The following is a 17,518-nucleotide window of genomic DNA, read 5'->3' as shown; positions in this document are numbered from 1 at the left end:
CGCGCGCGAAAAACCCAGGCAAAAAAGGCCGCGCCGAAGCGCGGCCATAAACCCCGCAAGCGGCGGGGTCTGGGATCTCAGTGCGGCGCGTCTTCGAGCACCACGTCGTCGAGCAGGAAGCTCGCGCCAGCGTACGCGCCCGAATCGCTGGAGCCGATCAACAGCACCCACACGCTCGCAGTCAACGCCGGCGGCTGCACATTGGCCGAGACCTGGGTCCAGTCGTCGCCGACCGCGTTCAAGGCCACATCGCTGTAAGACGTATCGTCGTCGCCGGTGGCCGCGGTACCGTCTTCCTTGAGCCAGCGCAGGCGCACGCGCGCGTTCGGCGGCAGCGGCGCGGTGCCGGCGACGTGACGCACCCAGAAGCTCAGGCGCTTGGCGCCGTTGTCGGCCAGGTAACCCGGATGGTTGGCGACCGACACGCCCCAATAGCCGTCCTGCGCGATCACCTTGAGGCTGTGCGCGCCGGAACGGCCGAGGTCGCTGCGCTCCACCGCGCTGCCGTACCACGCGCTCCACAGGCCGATGGATTCTTCCAGCGTAGCGGTCGGCGTATCGATCAGGTTGAACGCGGCGCCGTCGGTGGTGCTGCCGGCGTCCTGCAGGTACGGCGCGGCCTGCCAGGCGCTGAAACCGATCGCCTCGCCGAAGCGCTTGGCGTAGCGCCACGGGCCGTAGTAGTGGTTGTTGGCGAAGCGGTTGCCGTTGTTGAACATCACATCGTTCTGCACCTGCGTCACCGTGTACGGCGACCAGGCGATGTTGTCCTTGCCGGTCGCGTACAGCGCTTGCGCGCCGCAGTAGCTCGACAGGCCGCACGGCACCGCGGCCGGGTCGAAGTAGAACTCGTTGCCGGTCACCTCGATGTTCTGCGCGCGCCAGCGGCAGTCGCGCTGCAAGGTCGCGTCGCTGCCGATCTGGGTGTAGCACGGGTGCTGGTTGCTGACCGGATCCGGATAGACGCTGGGATGATCGGGGTCGGGCCGCACGATCCGCACCGGATGCACGAACGGCGTGCAATAGCCCGAACTGGTGTTGCCGTTGGAGTTGCAGAAGCGGTTGGCGTTCTCGTAGATCGAAATGCCCGAGAAATTGTTCTCGAAGTAGTTGTCGTAGATGCGCAGCTTGTCCGAGCCGCTGGTGGCCGAAGGCAGGCGCGCGTCGCCGCCGGATTCGGACAGGTAGATCGCCGGCGCCGGCGCGCCGCGGTCGGCGTTGCCCGACACCCAGCCGTTGCCGATGAAGGTGTTGGCGCGGACGGTGGCGTTGTAGCTGATCTCGTACCACAGGCCGACGCCGTCGTTGTCGCGGATGTAGTTGTTCTCGAACAGGAAGTCGATGTTGTTGGTGTCGGCCCACAGGCCGGTGCCGCGGTTGCCGTGCACGTTGTTGCCGCGCACGACCGCGCCGCGCACGTCCCAGAACTTGCCGCCGCCGGTGCAGCCGCACTTGGTCGAGGCTTCCCAATCGTCGGTGTTGTTGCCGGCGATCTCGTTGTCTTCCAGCACGATGTCGACGATGGCCGAACGTCCCGGCACCGGGTTGGTCTCGCTGGCCGGATCGCTCTGCAACGGCGGGCGGTACATGCTGAAGCCGTACTGGCCGTTGTTCTTCAGGCAGTTGCGCCGCACTTCGTTGCGGCTGCCGAGGAACACGCCGGCGCCGTCGTTGTCGACGATGGCGTTGTCCTCGACGATCCAATGCTCGCCGGCGTCGTGGTTGACCACGCCCTGGTCGAAGTTGTCGCGGCCCCGGCCGAAGTTGCGGATCGTCAGGTTGCGCACGGTCACGTTCGGCACGTCGCCGGTGATCGCGTACATGTTCTTGTTCTTGCCGTCGAGGATCGCGCCGGGCGCGCCGAGGTAGCTGTTGCCGGCGCGGGCGATGATCTGGCCGAACTTGTCCTCGCCGAAGGTGTGCTCGCCGGTTTCGAACCAGAACACGCCGCTGCGGGCGAAGTCGAAACGGCTGTTGTCGCCGGCCGGAACGATGATGGCGCCGGCCGGCGCATCGGTCGGCCCGGGCCGCAGGGCCTGGCAGTAGTTCGCGGCCGGCGCGGCCGGCCAGGCCAGGCCGGCGTGGGCCTGGCCGGCGCCGCCGATGCGCGCGGCGGCCGGCGCGGCGAGCGGCGCGGTCAGCGCGGCGGCGGTCAGGGCGAGCAGCCACCACGGGCGGCGGCGGACGGAACGGAATGCGGATGCGTGGCTCAAGGCGCGGTTCCCCTGCTGGAAAAGTCGTGGCGATGCGCGCAGCGCCGGTCGCGCCGCGCGCGCAACCTCGCGCGACGAACTCCCCGTCGCGCGCGCGGTGCGTCGGCGCATTGCAGCCGAACGCGTCATACCGCAACAGTGGTGGCTGTCACCTCGCGCGCAGGCTGTGATCGCGGTCGCGTCCTGGCGCGGGGCCGGCTAGCCCGCGCTTGCGCGTTCGCGTGTCCGGCTTTGCGCAAGCGGCGCAATCGCGGCCGCGGGCACGCGGCGCCGCGATCGCGGGACAACGCCGCCGGCGCCGCGCCGCTAGCGTCAGCGCACCATCCGCCGCAAACAGGAGCGCGCCATGACCGTCCCGCACCGCCCCGCTTACCGCACCCCGCTCGTCCTCGCCTGCACCGCCGTGTTGTGCGCGGCGGCCGGCGCCGCCTCCGCCGCGCCGCCTGTTGCGGCGTCCGCGCACAGCGCGGTCGCACCGCAGAACCTGCTGCACCGCTGGTGCGCGCGCCAGTTCGAGGTGGCCCAGCGCGTGGACATGGAATCCTTCCGCGACTACGACGCCGAGACCTTCCGCGCCGGCCACGACGAACGCGCGGTGACCGTGTTCGACAGCGGCGGCCTGCGCACCGGCATCGACGCGATCATGGCCGCGCTGGCCAGCCACTTCCAGAACCGCGAAGCCAAGTGGAGCTGGACCGAGCGCTACCGCGTGGTCGACGGCTGCCGCTCGGCCTACATCCTGTACGAAACCGTGTACGAGATTCCGCGCATCGGCTACCGCCAGCGCGCGCTGACCGGCGTCACCTACACCCACGACGGATTCAAGTGGCTGGCGGTGGCTGATCAGGGCACGCGCCTGCCGTAAGGCCGGCGGCATAACGAGGCGCAGGAAAAAGGCGGCCGCGAGGCCGCCTTTTTCGTCGTCCTGGCGAAGCTTCAGATCACCTTGCAGCAACGCACATAGGTCTGCACATTGCGCGGCGTGCTGTTCTGGTTGTCGACCCAGGTGCGCCAACCGTTGGTGAGCGGGATATGCATCACCCAGATGCCGGGCACGCCGAGGCTGCCTTCGTGGAAGTAGTAGCCGCCGCCGGTGGCGCTGCGGTCGGACGGGCAATAGGCGTCGACCGCGGTCCAGGTGTTGAACGGCGCGGGCGTGATCGCGGAGGTGTAGTTGGCGCAGTCCAGGGTCGCGGCCAGGGCCGCGGGCATCGCGGCGGCGAGTAACGCGACGAGCGCGCAACGCACGAGCGGGTGACGGGAAGTGCGGCGATTCATGTTCGGCTCCTTGTTTGAGTGAGACCACACGGATGCGCCGGCGCGCCGCAGTGCGGGCGCGCGCCGGCGCTTGCGGCCGCGCGCACGGCCGCAGCCGTCCGCGCGCGGCCCGCAAGACGGGAAACGCGGTGTCGGGGAACGCGGTGTCGAGGCGGCGCGCGGTCGGGCCAGCGCAGGCGCGGCGGCGGCGAATGCGGCGGATCGAGTCCGTCGCGGCCGCGCGCTCAGGCCTGTGCGGCGTTCGCGCCGAAAGCGGGTACGGTCATAGGCAGTCCTTCGCTGACGGTTGCGATCGCGCGCGGCGCGGGCGGTCTGCACGTGGCGGCGCGGCGACAATCGGGTACAACGCGGCCGCTGCGCGGCGGCGGACAACGCGGCGATGCAGACGAAATCTTCTCGCAGGCAGCGGAGACGACCTGCGCGCTGCGTCGCAGCGGCGCAATCGCGGCCGCGACCGTGAATCGCGCGAACGCCGGCGCTGTCCTGCCCGCACGCACGGCGACGTTGGCTTAGTGTTCCCCCTCACCTTCGCGGACATCGGATGTCTACGATCTCACTGCGTCCCGCGCCCGACGGCGAGGACGACCTGTTGCAGGCCGCCGCCGCGCGCACCTGCCCGCCCTTGAGCCCGACGGAACGCGCGGTGCTGCTCGCCGCCGCGCGCGGCGCCGAGGACAAGCAGATCGCGGCGCAACTGGGCTGCTCGATCTCGACCGTGCGCACGATGTGGCAGCGCATTTACCAAAAGACCGGCCGCCATTCGCGGCGCAAGCTGGTCGCCGCATTGTGGTCGGAAGCGCTGCGCGGACTCGGCGCTGTCGTTGTTTAAGCGACGTGCGCGCGGGCGCCGGCCGGGTTACACCTTCGTCCATGAAAACTTTCGCCCCGCTATGGATCGGCGGTGCCGCGCTGGCTGCATGCGCGCTGGCATTGGCATGGTCCGCCCGCTCCGGCCGCGTCGCCGACGCCGCCGGCCTAGCCTCGGCGCAACCGACCGCCGCGGCCGATGCGAAGCCCGCGCGCGAGGACGAATTGCGCCAGCTGCGCGAACAAGTCGCGGCGATGCAGGCGCAGATCGCCGCGTCGGGCCGCCGCGACGGCAACGCCGCCGCGACGATGTCGCCCGATCAGGCGCGTCGCCTCGCCGAGCAGGAACGGCAACAGCATGCGGCCTATCTGGCCAAGCTGCAGTCCTCGTTCCAGCTCGAGCCGACCGATCCGCGCTGGTCCGCCGCGACGTCCGCGCGCCTGCTCGATTCGCTGCAGCGCGACGACGCGCTGCGCGGCGCGGCGCGCGATATCGAATGCCGCTCCAGCAGCTGCCGGGTCGAACTGACCCTGGATGCCGCCGGCGCGGTGAGCAAGCAATTGCCGCTGTGGTCGCTGCAGCTCGCCGACGCCTTGCCGCGCTCGGTCGCCCAGTCCGTGGTCCGCCCGAACGGCGAACGCGCGCTGGTGCTGTACCTGCTGGGCCCGCAGCCGGCCGCGCCGGCGCAAGCGCGATAGCGCCGCGCGCGAACGCACGGGGGCCGGCGGCGCTGCGCCGCCGGTCCGAGGGGGGGAACGGGACGTCCAACCACAACCATGAGGTGACCCAATGAACATCCACGCATCGATCCTCGGCCTGTCGCTCGCGGCCGGCCTGCTCGCCGGCGCGTACGCCGAGCCCGCGCGCGCCGCGACCTCGCAGAACGTCGGCAACCACGGCAGCGCCTGCCGCAACTACAACGCGTCCGAAGCCCTGGACATCGACTACCTCACTTCCGGCGCGCGCAACATCAACGCCAGCGCGCGCACGGTGATCTGTCCGGTCGCGCGCCATCCGGTCACCGGACCGGCCCAGGGCCTGTACATCGACGGCAGCAACACCAGCGGCGCCGCCGTGTACTGCTCGGCCTACGCCTACGAGTTCAACGGCACCTATCTGAGTTCGGCCAGCACCACCTTGCCGGGCTACGTCTCTCTGCCGACGGTGAGCTACTGGGGCCACGTTTCGGTGCTGTGCACCCTGCCCGGCAGCGGCGGCGCGGTCGTGTACGGCATCACCGCGGTCGACAATTGAGTCCTCCGCGCGGCCGGGCCGGTCCGATCCCCATCCCCTTCCCGGCCGTTCGCGCGCCGGTCCCGGAGCGATCCGGGGCCGGCGTTTTTGTTGCGGGCTCGGGTGCGGGCGACGACTGCGGCCTCGGGCCGGCGTCGTAGGCGAGGTGTCGCGGTCGCGGCTTGCGCCGCTCCTACAGGGGGATTGCAACCGTTTGCGCGGCGGGCGTATCCAAGGGCTTAAACCCGAGGCCAGGAACATCGCCATGCGCACACTGCCCGCCCTGTTCGCCCTGATGCTGACCGCAGCCGCCGCGCCGGCGCTCGCCGCCGACTGCAAGAGCACCGCCCAGTACGCCGACGCCCGCGCGGTCATCGAGGACCTCGACCGCATCGTCGCCCCCAACGGCGTGCAGGAAGCCTATGCCGCGCCGATCGGCGGGATAAAGCAGTGGATCAACGTGCGCGGCCAGGACCGCGACAATCCGATCCTGCTGTTCGTCCACGGCGGCCCGGCGTCGCCGCTGATTCCGGGGCTGTGGCAGTTCCAGCGCCCGCTCGAGGAATACTTCACCGTGGTCAACTACGACCAGCGCGGCGCCGGCAAGACCTACACCCTGCAGGATCCGCAGAGCTACGCCGACAGCATCCACATCCCGACCTACGTCGACGACGCGGTGCAGGTCGCCGAGTACGTGCGCAAGCGCTACGGCAAGCGCAAGATCGTCCTCGCCGGCCACAGCTGGGGCACCATCGTCGGCATGCAGGCCGCGCTCAAGCGCCCGGACCTGTTCTATGCCTACATCGGCATCGGCCAGGTCATCAAGGTGATGGACAACGAACGCATCAGCTTCGACTACGGCATGCAGCAGGCGCTGGCCCACGGCAACACCGCCGCGGTCGAGGAGATGAAGACCATCGCGCCGTATCCCGGCGACCAGCCGGTGACCCGCGAACGCATCATCACCGCGCGCAAGTGGGCGCAGTACTACGGCGGCATGACCGCCTACCGCGCCGAATCGCCGTACTTCTACCGCGCCGGGCGGCTGTCGCCGGACTACACCGACGATTGCGAACGCGCCGCGGTCGACGAAGGCAACGTCTATTCGCTCGGCAAGCTGCTGCCGGAATTCCTCGCCACCGACATGAGCGGCGTGCGCGAGTTCCCGATCCCGGTGCTGATGTTCATGGGCCGCCACGACTACACCACGCCGTCGCAGCCGACCGATGCCTGGCTCCAGCGGGTCAAGGCGCCGTACAAGCGCGGCGTCTGGTTCGAACGCTCCTCGCACATGATGCAGTGGGAGGAGCCGGGCAAGCTGCTGACCAGCCTGCTGAGCTATGTGCGGCCGCTGACCGAGGAAGGCCGCGCGGACGCCAAGCGCTGAAGACTCGGCGGGGCGCTCGCCCCGCCGCGCTCAGCCCGCGGCGAAGAACATCAGATAGACGAAGCGCCCGTTCTCGGGCGTGTCGCCGAAGCCCGGACCGGCCGTGTGCCACAGCCACGGCCGCAGCAGCACCAGCCGGTTGAAGCGCATCGGCACGGTCATGGTCGGTTCCCAGCAGCTGTCGTCCATGCCGTCGCGCTCGATGATGTCGCGGTGGGCGTCGTCGATCGAGGCGTAGCCCAACTCCGCGAGCTCGCGGTCGTTCATCGGGCGGCGGTCGGTGTTGGTGCGGCGGTGGCGGAAGAACTCGGTGCCGCCGCGGCAATCCTGCGGCCGGCTCAGGTACAAGATGCCCGACCAATAGCCCGGGTCCACGTGGACCTTGCCGCGGCCTTCGTCGCGGCCCAGGGTGATGCGGAACTTGGCGTGCGAGCCCAGCGGCGAAATGGTCTTGAGCCGTTCGCCGACGATGCCGGAGACGTGCTGCTCCAGGCCTTCCAGCTCGATCCGCTCCTGCGAATTGCGCCCCGGGAACGCGCCCTGCTGATCCGGATAGGTCAGCCGGAGCCCGGCTTGGCGCAGGTCTTCGGCGTGGCCGAAAAAATCGTCGACGACGATCAGCGAAGTGGTCATGCGGCGCAGAGTCCTGGGCGCGCCGCGGTCGATGGCGCGACGGCCATGTTAGGCGATGCCCGTGCGCTTGGCGACCGCGCGGACCCGCACCAGACGGAGCCGCAACCCAAAGCCCTCCCCGCCCTTTGGTGCAATACCCAAGCCCGCGGCGCGGGTCCAGCATCGATGCGTTGTCCGGACGGCCCGGCGCCCGCCGCGGCCGCGCACACACCCTGGGGAGGGAAACGCGCATGTTCCGCAGCACGCTCCAATGGCTTTCCGCCAGCGCCGCGACGCTGGCCCTGGCCGCCGCCGGCGGCTTCGCCGCGCTGGTGCCGGCCGACGCCTACGCGCTGGATTGCGGCGCCAACAACGGCTACACCTGCCAGGGCGCCGCCAGCCAGTACGCCGGCGGCTTCGCGCCCGGCGTCGGCAGCGGCGGTTTCGGCGGCGGCGACTGCGTCGCCACGCGCACGCCGGTGGTGTTCATCGCCGGCAACGGCGACAGCGCGATCAGCTTCGACATGCCGCCGGCCGCGGTCGGCGGCTACGCGACCCCGGCCAACTCGGTCTACGACGAACTCAAGGCGCGCGGCTACAACGATTGCGAACTGTTCGGCATCACCTACCTCGACGCCGACGAGCGCGCCTCGCCGCAGTACAACTACCACCAGCCGGGCAAGTACCAGATCCTCAAGACCTTCATCGACAAGGTGAAGCTCTACACCGGCCGCAGCCAGGTCGACATCGTCGCCCATTCGCTGGGGTCGTCGATGGCGCTGGCCACGCTGCGCTATTACGGCTACCAGGCCAGCGTGCGCCGCTTCGTCAACATCGGCGGCGGCCTGCGCGGCCTGCAGACCTGCCTGAGCACCGGCTACCAGTCGCCGTACGCGCCGACCTGCAACGCCGAAGCCTATGTGTTCCCGTACGACTACTACACCTTCGGCTTGTATCCGAGCACCGGCGTGGCCTATTACGGCTACAACCGCTGGACCGGCAGCGGCAGCAACAGCCTGCGGGCGATGCCGGCGATGTATTCCTCGATCGCGTTCTACACCATCACCGCCGGGCGCTACGACCAGATCCAGTGCTTCACCACCAGCTACTCCGCCGGTTGCGCCGACAGCGCGCTGTTCGCCGCGGCGAGCAACCTCAAGGCCCAGGTCGACATCGGCTTCGGCTCGTCGGCGTACGCCTACGACTGGGACTGGAGCGACGGCAGCCCGTACAACATCGGCGGCGGCGACACCAGCCAAGGCGTCGGGCACTTCCGTTCCAAGACCAATGCCGGGCGCATCGTCTACAACATGCTGGCGACTACGTGCACGACCGGTTGCGCGAACGGCTATGTCGGCGTCAACGGGCCGGCGGTCAATCGCTGAGCGCGAGGCGGTGCGGTGCGACGTCGCTTTCGCGTCGCCTTTCAAGAACGTCATCCCCGCGAAAGCGGGGATCCAAAGACTTCAGAATCATGCCGCGATAAAGCCCTGGATGCCCGCCTGCGCGGGCATGACGAAAGGTGGCTTTCGTTGCGCCACTCACAAGCCGTCATCCCCGCGAAAGCCGGGATCCAGAGACTTCAGCGTCATGCCGCGATAAAGCCCTGGATGCCCGCCTGCGCGGGCATGACGAAAGGTGGCTTTCGTTGCGCCACTCACAAGCCGTCATCCCCGCGAAAGCGGGGATCCGGAGACTTCAGAGTCATACCGCGATAAGGCCCTGGATGCCCGCCTGGGCGGGCATGACGGGCGAGGCGGCGTTCGCGTCGCCCTTCAAGAACGTCATCCCCGCGAAGGCGGGCATCCAGAGACTTCAGCGTCATCGTTATCCGCAGGCACTCACGCTCCATCCGTGACCGCGTGCGCGCAACGGCCGACCGGCCGCGCCGCGATGACCGGCGCCGGCCCGGCAGCGCGTTGCCATTAGCGCCGCGACACGCCGCGGCATGCATGCCAACGCCGGCGGACCCGGTCCGCGCGGACATCGCCACCCGGCGCGGCGCCGGCACGGCCGCCCTCGCCACCGTCACCCAGGGGTTCCCATGAATCGCTCGATCGTATCGACCGTCTGTCTGCTGCTGTGCCTCGGCCTCGCCCACGCCGCGCCGCCGGCGGCCAAGCCCGCCGCGGGCAAGGGCCTCGACGCCGGATTCCCCAAGGCCGCCGCTTCGGCGTGCGCGCTGCCGCCCAAGGTGGATCCCTTCACCTTCTGGGACAGCTGCAAGGACGTGCGCATGAACGGCTGCACGCTGGAAGCGAACTGCCGCAAGGCCGACGGCAGCTGGCGCAACGCCACCTTCGACATGAACAAGTTCCCGCAGTGCTATTCCGATTTCTTCGGCGGCCGCAACCTGGTCAACCGCAACGGTACGCTGTGCTGCGGTTACGCGGGTACGCCGCAGATCTGCGGGACCTGACGACGTAGCTCCTGTAGGAGCGGCGCGAGCCGCGACCGCGACAACGCAACTACGGCGGAAGCAACGACGTGGTTGCGTTGTCGCGGTCGCGGCTCGCGCCGCTCCTACAGGGGGCTATCCGGCATTACTCGCGGTTGGCGTCGTTCTCGTGGCAGCTGAGCCTGGCGTAATTCCCCGGCGGCAACGAGATGCCGAGATTGCGGCCGGTCAGCTCCTCGGCCGGATCGTACTTGGGCTCGAAGCGGCAGGCGTTGGCCTTGGCGAAGGCTTCCAGCTTCGCGGTGCTGCCCGACACCCGTACCACCGCGCTGACGCCTTCGTCGACGCAGCAGCCGATGTACTGGCTCATGTATTCCTCCTCCACCAGCACCAGGCTCTGGCCCATGAACGGCGCCGGCCGCTTGAGCAGGCGGTAGTCGGTGTAGTCGGCGCGCACGTCCGGCTTGAGGCCGAAATAACCGGCCTGGATGTAGCCCTGCAACGCCGGGCCGGATGGCGCGACGCGCTCGCTCTTGGCGCGGTCGTAGCGCATCGCGTCGGTGAGGCCTTTTTCCAGGGCGGCATCGTCGGCGGCGAACGCGGCCAGCGGCAACAGCGCGCAGGCCAGCCAGGCGAGCGTCGTGGGGAACTTCATCGGGTGGGATCTCCTTATCGCGGCGTAGCCCGCAGCGCGACAGCCTACCATCCGCGTCGCTGCATGCGTCCCCTGTAGGAGCGGCGCGAGCCGCGACCGCGACAACGCAACTGCGTCGCAGCTTACGGCGCAGTTGCGTTGTCGCGGTCGCGGCTCGCGCCGCTCCTACAGGAAGCGACTCAGCCGCCGCAGGCGTTGTCGGGCATCAGCGGCCGCACTTCGCATTCCAGATCCCAGCCGTCGCCGTGCACTGCGAGGAACCGATGCGTGTGCGCGATCGCCGCGTCCAGGTCGGGCGCTTCGAACAAGGCGAAGCCGCCGATCACTTCCTTGCTCTCGGCGAACGGGCCGTCGGTGGCGCTGATCCTGCCGCCGCGCAAGCGCAGGCGCCGGCCGTTCGCGCTCGGCATCAGGCCGGCGGTCTGGATCAGCACGCCCTCGCGGGTCATTTCTTCCATCAGCCGGCCCATCTCGGCGAGCAGGCGCTCGTCCGGCGGGCGGGCGGTGGTTTCGTCGATGCGGATCAGGGACAAAAAGCGCATGGGATTCTCCGTAAGGTCGGGGTCGACAGGGCCCGACCAGCCGGGCCCCTGCTCTCACGACGAATACGGACCGCCGGTTTCGACAAACCGGCGCCTGCGCGCGTCAGCGCTTGCGCCAGTAGCGCATGAGCCGCATCGGCGTGCGCGCCGGCGCGGTGGTGACGCGCCGCGACAGGCCGCCGCGGCGGTTCTGCGTCTGATACTGGCGTTGCGCCAACATCTGCCTGCGCAACTGCATCTGCCGCTGGTTCAGCGGCTGGCGCCGGGCCAGTCCCTGACCGTGCCCTTCGCCGCGGTCCAGCAACACCTGCCGGCGCGCCGGCGGTTGCCGCTGGATCGGCGGCTGCGGCGTCGGCGGGCTGACCGCCATCGCCGCCGTCGCAGCGCCGGTCAGCGACTGGTTCTGCTCGATCCGGTAATCCTGCGAGCTTACCGACGCCTGCTGGCAGCCGCTGCCGTAGAAGAACGCCAGCCCCTGGTCCGACGCCGCCACCGCCACGTCGAGGCAACCGTCGCCGTTGAAATCGCCGTAGTCGATCTGGCGATAACCCGGCGTGCGCTGCGGCAGGGTCGTCGACGTCGAGTTCCATTGCGCCGCGCCCAGCGCGCCGTCGCGCTGCAGGTGGTAGCCGAGCGCGTCGACCGCGACGTTGCCGACGTAGTCGACCTGGCGGATGTAGGCCAGGTCGGTGCGGCCGTCGCCGTCGAAATCCTCGCTCAGCACGCGCGACTTCGCCGTCTGCGTCGCCGGCTGCGGCTGGCCCGGAGCGAAACCGCCGCCGGCCTGCTGCACGAACAGCAAGGAATAGTCCGGGCTGCCGCCGATGGTCAGCGCATCCAGGCGCCCGTCGCCGTTGAAGTCGCCGAACGTGAGCTCCTTCGCCGGCGCGCTCGGAACCGTGTCGATCAGCACCGCCGGCGCGGCGAAACCGCCCTGCGGCAACTGCCGCCACCAGCGCAGGCGCCGGGTTCCGTTCGCCGGCACCGTCTCGGAATAGAGAATGTCGCGCAGCCCGTCGCCGTCGAAATCGCGCACCGCCTCCAGGCGGATGTCGATGCCTTCGAACGGCAGCGCCGCCTGCTCGCGCACGCCGCCGTTGCCGTCGCCGTACAGCACGCGCAGGCGCCAGCAGTCGTTGCGTTGCGACGGGAACGAGCGGCAGGCGTCGATGGGATTGAGCGTCAGGCCGACGATGTCCAGGCGGCCGTCCTGATCGACGTCGGCGGCCGCCGGGGAATCGATCGCCCAGTCGAGCGGGAACGGCCGCGGCGCGAGGAAGCCGCCGTTGCCGTTCGACAGCAGCACGTTGAAATCGCTGGGCAGGCTCTGCGCCGCGCTCATCGCCGAACGCTGGGTGACGATGTCGGCGGCGCCGTCGCCGTTGAGGTCGGCCAGCAGCAAACGCACCGGCCGGTCCAGATTGCTGGGATAGCCCCACACCTGCGGGGTGAAGCTCAGCCCGCCCTGCGCCTGCTGCAGGAACACCTGCACGGTATGGTCCAAGGTGGTGGCGACCAGGTCGATGCGGCCGTCGCCGTTGACGTCGCCGGCTTCGACCGAACTGAAGTCGGCGTAGCGGGTCGCGCTGCCGGTCCTGCGCGGCCGGTAGCGCTGGCCTTCGCTCAGCGCATAGCCGTTGTCGCTGGGGGCGGAGACCGCCGGCGCCGCGGGCCCGGCGGCGAATTCGCCGCGGCTGCGGTCGGGCGCCGGCGCGCCGCCGATGGGTCCGCTGTCCTGCGCCGCCGCTGCGGCGTCCTGAACCGGCTTCGCCGCCGGCGCGCGCGACCACGACACGGCCGCGATCAGCGCGAAACCGCCGGCGCCGATCCACATCTTCCAAGCCAACCAACGCATCCGTGTTCCCCCTGTGGAACCCGGGTCGCGCCGGACCGTCCGCCGCTCGCCCGGATCAGGCCGGCAAGCGCCCGCACTGGTTCCTGGCGGCGATGATATCGGCCCGCTCGCTACCGCCGCCAGCGCAAAGCGGCCGCGGCCTCGGCGCGGCCTCGGCGCGACCGCGCCCGCCGCGCATTCAGGTTTTTGTGAAAACCCTAGCAAATCGCGCGATCGCCGCCGCCGCGCTGGCCTTCGCCGCACCGTCGCCGCGTTCACCTTTACGCCGCATCGCTGCGGCCGGCGCGCCGCACGGTCCGCACGGCGAACGCGGCAGCGGCACCTTCGTGTTGCCGGTGCCGGCCGAGGCGATACGCGACGGGCGGCTGCGCGTTCGCCTCAGCGTGACCCGCGCGGGCGCACCGGCGCGCGAGCCGCAGGCCGATGAAGTGCAGGCGTTGAAGCTGGTGCAGGAACGCGGAAACTAAGTAGCGCGGACTCGCGCATACGCCAACGGGACGTTGCGCGGGTCTGCTCTCGCGTTCGCTATCGCGGGTGTCCGGCGCCGGCGTCGGCTGCCGGTTCGCAGCGCGGTCGGTCCGCCGGGCGGCGGTGCGCAACGCGGTTGATTCGCCGAGCCCCAGGTTCGCGCGGCCGCGGGCGCGGCACGCCGCGTTACCGCCCTTTGACCAGCTCGCGATGGAGGTCTTGCGCTTCGATCCGGCTCAAGCCGCTCACCTGCAGGCGATCGCTGGAGATTTCGCTCTGGATGGTGGCCACGTTGACCGCCACCCCGCCGACCACCACGGCCATGCGCTTGCCGACGTTGTCGCGGGTCGCCTGGCCCAGACGCTTCGCGCCGTCCGCGCTGAGCTTCAGTTCCAGGCTCGCGCCGCCGTTGTCTTCGTCGCGCAGCGCGACCTGCACGACCTGGCCGCGCGCGACCGCCGGCACCGATTGCAGCGCCAGGCGCGGCGGCTGGCCCGGATACGGCCGCAGCACCGGCACGGTCCGGGCCCCTTCGACCGCGCCTTCGTCGACCAGATAGAACGCGACATCGCCGCGCACCGGCTCGGCCTCGGGCACGCGCGCGCAGCCGGCCGCGCCCAGCGCCAGCGCCGCGGCCAAGGCCGCAACCGACCCGCGTAAGCGCATCGCCATCTCAGCCGTGCGCCAGGGCGTAGTCGATCGCCGCGCGCACCGCCGCGGCCTGGGCCTGGTTGCACTGCTCCGGCGTCGCCCGCGGGCTGTCCGGATAGACCTCGGTGGTGGTGCGGTAACGCGCTTGGGTGATGCCGGCGCACAGGCCGAGCGGGCTCACCGGATAGTTGATGACGCCGTGCGCGACCAGCGGCGAACCGATGATCTCGCCGTTGGCGTCGGCCGGCGCGATGTGGGTGACCTTCTCGACCTCGGCGATGATCGCCTGCTGGAACGCGGGCTGCGGATCCGCGCTGTCGCCGACCAGATAGAAACCGTCGGGAATCTCGCCCTGCTTGCACGGTTTGCCGTCGCGCGCGGCCAGCGCCGGGCGGAACTCGGTTTCGTCGGTGTCGGTGGTTTCGTGCAGGTCGATGTGCATCGCCGTGCGCTCGCGCAGCGGCGTCGCCAGCGCCCACAGCGCGGCGGACTCCTGCGCCGGGCTGGCCTCGCGGAACGAACGATTCGGATCGATCGCCTCGGGATTCCAGCGATGGATGCGCTCGTACGCCCACGGGCTGACGCACGGCGCCACCAGCAGATTGATGCGGCCGGCGTAGGCGCCGGCGTCCTGGTCCAGGAACAGCAGCGCGCCGTGCACGCCGCTGGTTTCGTAACCGTGCACACCGCCGGTGACCAGCATCGTCGGCAGCGCCTCGTCCCAGTTGCGGCTCTTGAGCGCGAACAGCGGGAAGCGGCCGTCGTCGCCGTAGTCGAGTTCGCCGTAGCGCACCAGCTCGTAACGCTCGCCCAGGCGCTGGATCTGGCTCAGCACCTCTTGCTCGTAGCTGCGGTGGCGGACCTGGCGCGAACGCCATTCGGCGACTTCCGCCGGGCCCCAAGGCTGGCCGGGGATGCCGATGGGATAGGAGGCGGTGGCGGTGCTCATGGCGGCGGCTCGTGTTCGCGGCGGAGACGCCAACTTTAGCACCGCCGTCGCGCCGGTTCGCGCCGTCGGCGTGCCGCACTTGGCCGCTTCGGGCGCGCGTGCGCGATCGTGATCGGCAGCGCGCCATCGATCCGCTGCGCACCGCTCACAGCCAACGCAGCGCGATCGCGGCAACCACGAGGTAGCGCAGCAATTTCGCCACGCCGACCAACGCCAGGAACACCCGCAACGGCTCGCGCATGACCCCCGCGGCCAAGGTCAGCGGATCGCCGATCACCGGAGCCCAGCTCAGCAAGAGGCTCCAGCGGCCGTAGCGCGCGTACCACGCCTGCGCGCGCGCCAGATGCGCGGGCTTGACCGGGAACCAGCGGCGATCGCCGAAGCGGGTCAGCTCGCGGCCGAGCCACCAGTTGACGGTGGAGCCGAGCACGTTGCCGACGGTGGCGACGGCGATCAGCAGCCACGGCGCGTAGCCCTGCACGATCAGGCCCGCAAGCGCGGCTTCCGATTGCGCCGGCAGCAGCGTGGCGGCGACGAAGGCGATCAGGAACAGGCCGAGGTAGACCATCGCGCGACTCTAGCGGCGCCGCGATTCGATGCGCGCCGGCCGAACGATCCGCCGCACGCAGCCGCGAGCGACGCGAGCCGACTGCGCAGCCTCGATCCGCGCGCGGCTCAGAACCGCGCACGCCCCGCCGCAGCCGCTCAAGGCTTAGCCGGCGCCGTCACCTGCTTGTGCAGCTCCGGTATCAGCATGTTCGCGGCCGAGCCGTACCAGCGGTGGTACTCGGCGACCATCTCGCCGCTGGCGATGACCGGGTCGGTCGCGGTCAGCGCGCGCGCTTCCTCGATGTCCTTGACCGCGAACACGAACAAGCCGCGCCAGCCATCCGGATCGGCGGCGAACGGCCCGGCGACGACCAGCTTGCCCTGCTCGCTGAGCCGTTCCATGTTGGCGAAATGCCCGGCGAACATGGCCTTGCGCGCCTCGCCCTCGGGCATGCGCTTGGGGCCGCTCTTGAGGATCACCAGCACGTAGGCGCGCATGCCGTGCGCGTCGGCGCCGACGCGCTGGGCCAGCGCCGCGTCGAACGCGGGCGCGGCGGGCTTGGCGTCGGGCGCTTTGGCGTCTGGCGCCTTTGCATCGGTCGCTTTGGCCTCGGGCACCGCAGGCTCGGCCGCCGCGACGGTGGCGGCCGCCATGAACGCGACAAGGACGACGGACAGAACAATGCGCATGGCGGCAGCTCGCGGCGAGGTCGCGCCAGTGTAGCGCGCGCCGCGCGCGGCCCGGCGTCCGGGCGCGCGCCTGTGCGATGGCCGGTACCGCAGCCGGGCAGCGTTGTTTCTTTCGCTTCCCACACCCGCCCCGGCGCGCCGCCAGCGAGCGCCCCGGCGCAGCCGCGCCCCCTTTTTCGGCAGGAGACTCCCATGACCGCCCCGACCCCGGCGCAAATCGCCGCCACCCGCAAAAACCTCGACATCCTGCGCGAGCTCAACCAGGAAGCCGGCGAACACCACACCATCAAGATCATCAACGCCTACGCCCTGCTGGTCGGCGAGCCCGACAACGCCGATCCGGGCCTGCCGTTGGTGCTGACCATTTTCGAGAACGTGTTTTCGATCCTCGCCGGCGAAGCCTTCGGCCCGGCCGGCAAGGCCGCCGCGACCTTGTTCGGCGGCATGATCGCCGGCTGGATCAACAGCCCGCCGCCGTCGCTGGCGGCGTCGTTCTCGTCGTACACCCAGCGCTACGACGCCAGCTGGCGCGAACTCAACCATCAGCTGGACACGCTCAACGACGGACTCGGCAGCAGCGACCCGGCCACGGTCGAAAAAACCTGGAACACCCAGTTCGGCTTCAACGGCCAGACCGCGACCGTCGCCGACCTGTCCAACGCCGGCCTGCCGCCGAGCGAGGACAGCAACGCCTTCGACAACATGGTCGACGCGGTGGTGCTCTCGCAGGAGCGGGCGCTGTGGCGCAGCATGCTGCAGGAAAACTACGAGGCGCTGTACTACACCTGGTACCACAAGGGCCAGGGTTACGGCAGCTCCGAGACGCTGCCGCTGGAGTGGGCGCGCTATCGCATGGGCTATTACCCGTACGTGTACTACTGCTACTACGACTACCAGGGCGGCTACGAGCCGCCGTTCCATCTGATCTGCGCCAACGAGTACGTGGTCTGCCGCAAGGGCACGACCAACTGGTACTACCTCAACGACGACGCCTGCCGTTATCTGTTCATCGACAGTACGCCGGGCACGGTCATCAATCGCAGCGGGCTGTTCCATCGCGAAGCGGTGATGGAGTTCCTCGGCATCCAGCATGTGGAGACGGTGCGGTACTGCACCACCGACAACCCGTACGACTGGCGCGAACCGCCGCGCGCGAAGCGACCGGACGTCGGGCCGTCGGCCGCAGCGGCGGCCTGATCGCAGCGGGCTTTTGCAAGAGGAACCTCAGGC

General features: G+C 70.0%; 19 protein-coding genes. 9 read left to right on the top strand and 10 right to left on the bottom strand.

Annotation, left to right across the window (positions count from 1 at the left end; genetic code table 11):
- Window positions 1-77 precede the first annotated feature (77 nt).
- The gene (locus JHW38_RS01545) at window positions 78-2,213 is read right to left on the bottom strand and encodes a right-handed parallel beta-helix repeat-containing protein (RefSeq protein ID WP_207524288.1); all 2,136 of its coding nucleotides are present in this window, start codon (window positions 2,211-2,213) and stop codon (window positions 78-80) included.
- 346 nt (window positions 2,214-2,559) lie between these two features.
- Here JHW38_RS01545 and JHW38_RS01540 point away from each other — a divergent pair, with 346 nt between their 5' ends.
- A complete protein-coding gene (locus JHW38_RS01540) occupies window positions 2,560-3,078 on the top strand; it encodes a hypothetical protein (RefSeq protein WP_207524287.1) in 519 nt (172 codons plus the stop codon).
- A gap of 71 nt (window positions 3,079-3,149) precedes the next feature.
- Here the strand turns inward: JHW38_RS01540 and JHW38_RS01535 are convergent, their stop codons facing one another.
- Window positions 3,150-3,491, bottom strand: a complete 342-nt coding sequence (locus JHW38_RS01535) for a hypothetical protein (RefSeq protein ID WP_207524286.1) — start codon at window positions 3,489-3,491, stop codon at window positions 3,150-3,152.
- A 541-nt stretch (window positions 3,492-4,032) separates the two neighbouring features.
- Here JHW38_RS01535 and JHW38_RS01530 point away from each other — a divergent pair.
- The 4 genes from JHW38_RS01530 to JHW38_RS01515 all read left to right on the top strand — a co-directional run bounded on the left by JHW38_RS01530 (window position 4,033) and on the right by JHW38_RS01515 (window position 6,919).
- Complete coding sequence (locus JHW38_RS01530; RefSeq protein ID WP_207524285.1) at window positions 4,033-4,320, top strand: response regulator transcription factor; 288 nt, start codon at window positions 4,033-4,035, stop codon at window positions 4,318-4,320.
- A 101-nt stretch (window positions 4,321-4,421) separates the two neighbouring features.
- Window positions 4,422-4,997, top strand: a complete 576-nt coding sequence (locus JHW38_RS01525) for a hypothetical protein (protein WP_207524284.1) — start codon at window positions 4,422-4,424, stop codon at window positions 4,995-4,997.
- Between the two features lie 91 nt (window positions 4,998-5,088).
- Window positions 5,089-5,553: a hypothetical protein gene (locus JHW38_RS01520; protein WP_207524283.1), complete on the top strand. Its 465-nt coding sequence runs from the start codon at window positions 5,089-5,091 to the stop codon at window positions 5,551-5,553.
- A gap of 244 nt (window positions 5,554-5,797) precedes the next feature.
- A complete protein-coding gene (locus JHW38_RS01515) occupies window positions 5,798-6,919 on the top strand; it encodes an alpha/beta fold hydrolase (protein ID WP_207524282.1) in 1,122 nt (373 codons plus the stop codon).
- A gap of 30 nt (window positions 6,920-6,949) precedes the next feature.
- Here JHW38_RS01515 and JHW38_RS01510 read toward each other — a convergent pair whose 3' ends face one another.
- Complete coding sequence (locus JHW38_RS01510) at window positions 6,950-7,552, bottom strand: DUF6445 family protein (RefSeq protein WP_207524281.1); 603 nt, start codon at window positions 7,550-7,552, stop codon at window positions 6,950-6,952.
- A 230-nt stretch (window positions 7,553-7,782) separates the two neighbouring features.
- On the opposite strand from JHW38_RS01510, the gene phaZ7 reads away from it, so the two are divergent.
- A complete protein-coding gene (gene phaZ7 / locus JHW38_RS01505) occupies window positions 7,783-8,916 on the top strand; it encodes an extracellular native short-chain-length polyhydroxyalkanoate depolymerase PhaZ7 (protein WP_207524280.1) in 1,134 nt (377 codons plus the stop codon).
- Window positions 8,917-9,575: 659 nt separating this feature from the next.
- Complete coding sequence (locus tag JHW38_RS01500; protein WP_207524279.1) at window positions 9,576-9,950, top strand: CVNH domain-containing protein; 375 nt, start codon at window positions 9,576-9,578, stop codon at window positions 9,948-9,950.
- Window positions 9,951-10,074: 124 nt separating this feature from the next.
- On the opposite strand, the gene JHW38_RS01495 is transcribed toward JHW38_RS01500, so the two are convergent.
- The 3 genes from JHW38_RS01495 to JHW38_RS01485 form a co-directional block, all read right to left on the bottom strand.
- Window positions 10,075-10,584 carry a hypothetical protein gene (locus tag JHW38_RS01495; RefSeq protein WP_207524278.1) on the bottom strand — a complete coding sequence of 170 codons (510 nt, stop codon included), beginning with the start codon at window positions 10,582-10,584 and terminating at the stop codon, window positions 10,075-10,077.
- 179 nt (window positions 10,585-10,763) lie between these two features.
- Window positions 10,764-11,126, bottom strand: a complete 363-nt coding sequence (locus JHW38_RS01490; RefSeq protein ID WP_207524277.1) for a YciI family protein — start codon at window positions 11,124-11,126, stop codon at window positions 10,764-10,766.
- 103 nt (window positions 11,127-11,229) lie between these two features.
- A complete protein-coding gene (locus tag JHW38_RS01485; RefSeq protein WP_207524276.1) occupies window positions 11,230-12,972 on the bottom strand; it encodes an FG-GAP repeat domain-containing protein in 1,743 nt (580 codons plus the stop codon).
- An 11-nt stretch (window positions 12,973-12,983) separates the two neighbouring features.
- On the opposite strand from JHW38_RS01485, the gene JHW38_RS01480 reads away from it, so the two are divergent.
- Window positions 12,984-13,448, top strand: coding sequence for a hypothetical protein (locus tag JHW38_RS01480; protein ID WP_207524275.1), 465 nt, complete (start codon window positions 12,984-12,986; stop codon window positions 13,446-13,448).
- Between the two features lie 187 nt (window positions 13,449-13,635).
- Here JHW38_RS01480 and JHW38_RS01475 read toward each other — a convergent pair whose 3' ends face one another.
- From JHW38_RS01475 to JHW38_RS01460, 4 genes are all read right to left on the bottom strand, one after another.
- Window positions 13,636-14,088, bottom strand: a complete 453-nt coding sequence (locus JHW38_RS01475; RefSeq protein ID WP_207524274.1) for a SecDF P1 head subdomain-containing protein — start codon at window positions 14,086-14,088, stop codon at window positions 13,636-13,638.
- Between the two features lie 34 nt (window positions 14,089-14,122).
- On the bottom strand, window positions 14,123-15,049 hold the full coding sequence (locus JHW38_RS01470; RefSeq protein ID WP_207524273.1) for a M14 family metallopeptidase: 927 nt from the start codon (window positions 15,047-15,049) through the stop codon (window positions 14,123-14,125).
- 145 nt (window positions 15,050-15,194) lie between these two features.
- Window positions 15,195-15,617, bottom strand: coding sequence for a YqaA family protein (locus JHW38_RS01465; protein ID WP_207524272.1), 423 nt, complete (start codon window positions 15,615-15,617; stop codon window positions 15,195-15,197).
- A 137-nt stretch (window positions 15,618-15,754) separates the two neighbouring features.
- Window positions 15,755-16,288, bottom strand: a complete 534-nt coding sequence (locus JHW38_RS01460) for a YciI family protein (protein WP_207524271.1) — start codon at window positions 16,286-16,288, stop codon at window positions 15,755-15,757.
- Window positions 16,289-16,480: 192 nt separating this feature from the next.
- On the opposite strand from JHW38_RS01460, the gene JHW38_RS01455 reads away from it, so the two are divergent.
- Window positions 16,481-17,485, top strand: a complete 1,005-nt coding sequence (locus JHW38_RS01455; protein WP_207524270.1) for a hypothetical protein — start codon at window positions 16,481-16,483, stop codon at window positions 17,483-17,485.
- Window positions 17,486-17,518: the final 33 nt, after the last annotated feature.

Source organism: Lysobacter enzymogenes, from assembly GCF_017355525.1.
GTDB lineage: Bacteria > Pseudomonadota > Gammaproteobacteria > Xanthomonadales > Xanthomonadaceae > Lysobacter > Lysobacter enzymogenes_C.
This window is presented reverse-complemented; position numbering and strand designations above follow the sequence as displayed.

Bases quoted from the DNA above. Each gene is read 5' to 3' on its own strand.
- JHW38_RS01470 (WP_207524273.1), bottom strand. From the start codon at position 15,049: ATGAGCACCGCCACCGCCTCCTATCCCATCGGCATCCCCGGCCAGCCT.
- JHW38_RS01530 (WP_207524285.1), top strand. From the start codon at position 4,033: ATGTCTACGATCTCACTGCGTCCCGCGCCCGACGGCGAGGACGACCTG.
- JHW38_RS01515 (WP_207524282.1), top strand. From the start codon at position 5,798: ATGCGCACACTGCCCGCCCTGTTCGCCCTGATGCTGACCGCAGCCGCC.
- JHW38_RS01500 (WP_207524279.1), top strand. From the start codon at position 9,576: ATGAATCGCTCGATCGTATCGACCGTCTGTCTGCTGCTGTGCCTCGGC.
- phaZ7 (WP_207524280.1), top strand. From the start codon at position 7,783: ATGTTCCGCAGCACGCTCCAATGGCTTTCCGCCAGCGCCGCGACGCTG.
- JHW38_RS01460 (WP_207524271.1), bottom strand. From the start codon at position 16,288: ATGCGCATTGTTCTGTCCGTCGTCCTTGTCGCGTTCATGGCGGCCGCC.
- JHW38_RS01520 (WP_207524283.1), top strand. From the start codon at position 5,089: ATGAACATCCACGCATCGATCCTCGGCCTGTCGCTCGCGGCCGGCCTG.
- JHW38_RS01490 (WP_207524277.1), bottom strand. From the start codon at position 11,126: ATGCGCTTTTTGTCCCTGATCCGCATCGACGAAACCACCGCCCGCCCG.
- JHW38_RS01495 (WP_207524278.1), bottom strand. From the start codon at position 10,584: ATGAAGTTCCCCACGACGCTCGCCTGGCTGGCCTGCGCGCTGTTGCCG.
- JHW38_RS01510 (WP_207524281.1), bottom strand. From the start codon at position 7,552: ATGACCACTTCGCTGATCGTCGTCGACGATTTTTTCGGCCACGCCGAA.
- JHW38_RS01455 (WP_207524270.1), top strand. From the start codon at position 16,481: ATGACCGCCCCGACCCCGGCGCAAATCGCCGCCACCCGCAAAAACCTC.
- JHW38_RS01540 (WP_207524287.1), top strand. From the start codon at position 2,560: ATGACCGTCCCGCACCGCCCCGCTTACCGCACCCCGCTCGTCCTCGCC.
- JHW38_RS01465 (WP_207524272.1), bottom strand. From the start codon at position 15,617: ATGGTCTACCTCGGCCTGTTCCTGATCGCCTTCGTCGCCGCCACGCTG.
- JHW38_RS01535 (WP_207524286.1), bottom strand. From the start codon at position 3,491: ATGAATCGCCGCACTTCCCGTCACCCGCTCGTGCGTTGCGCGCTCGTC.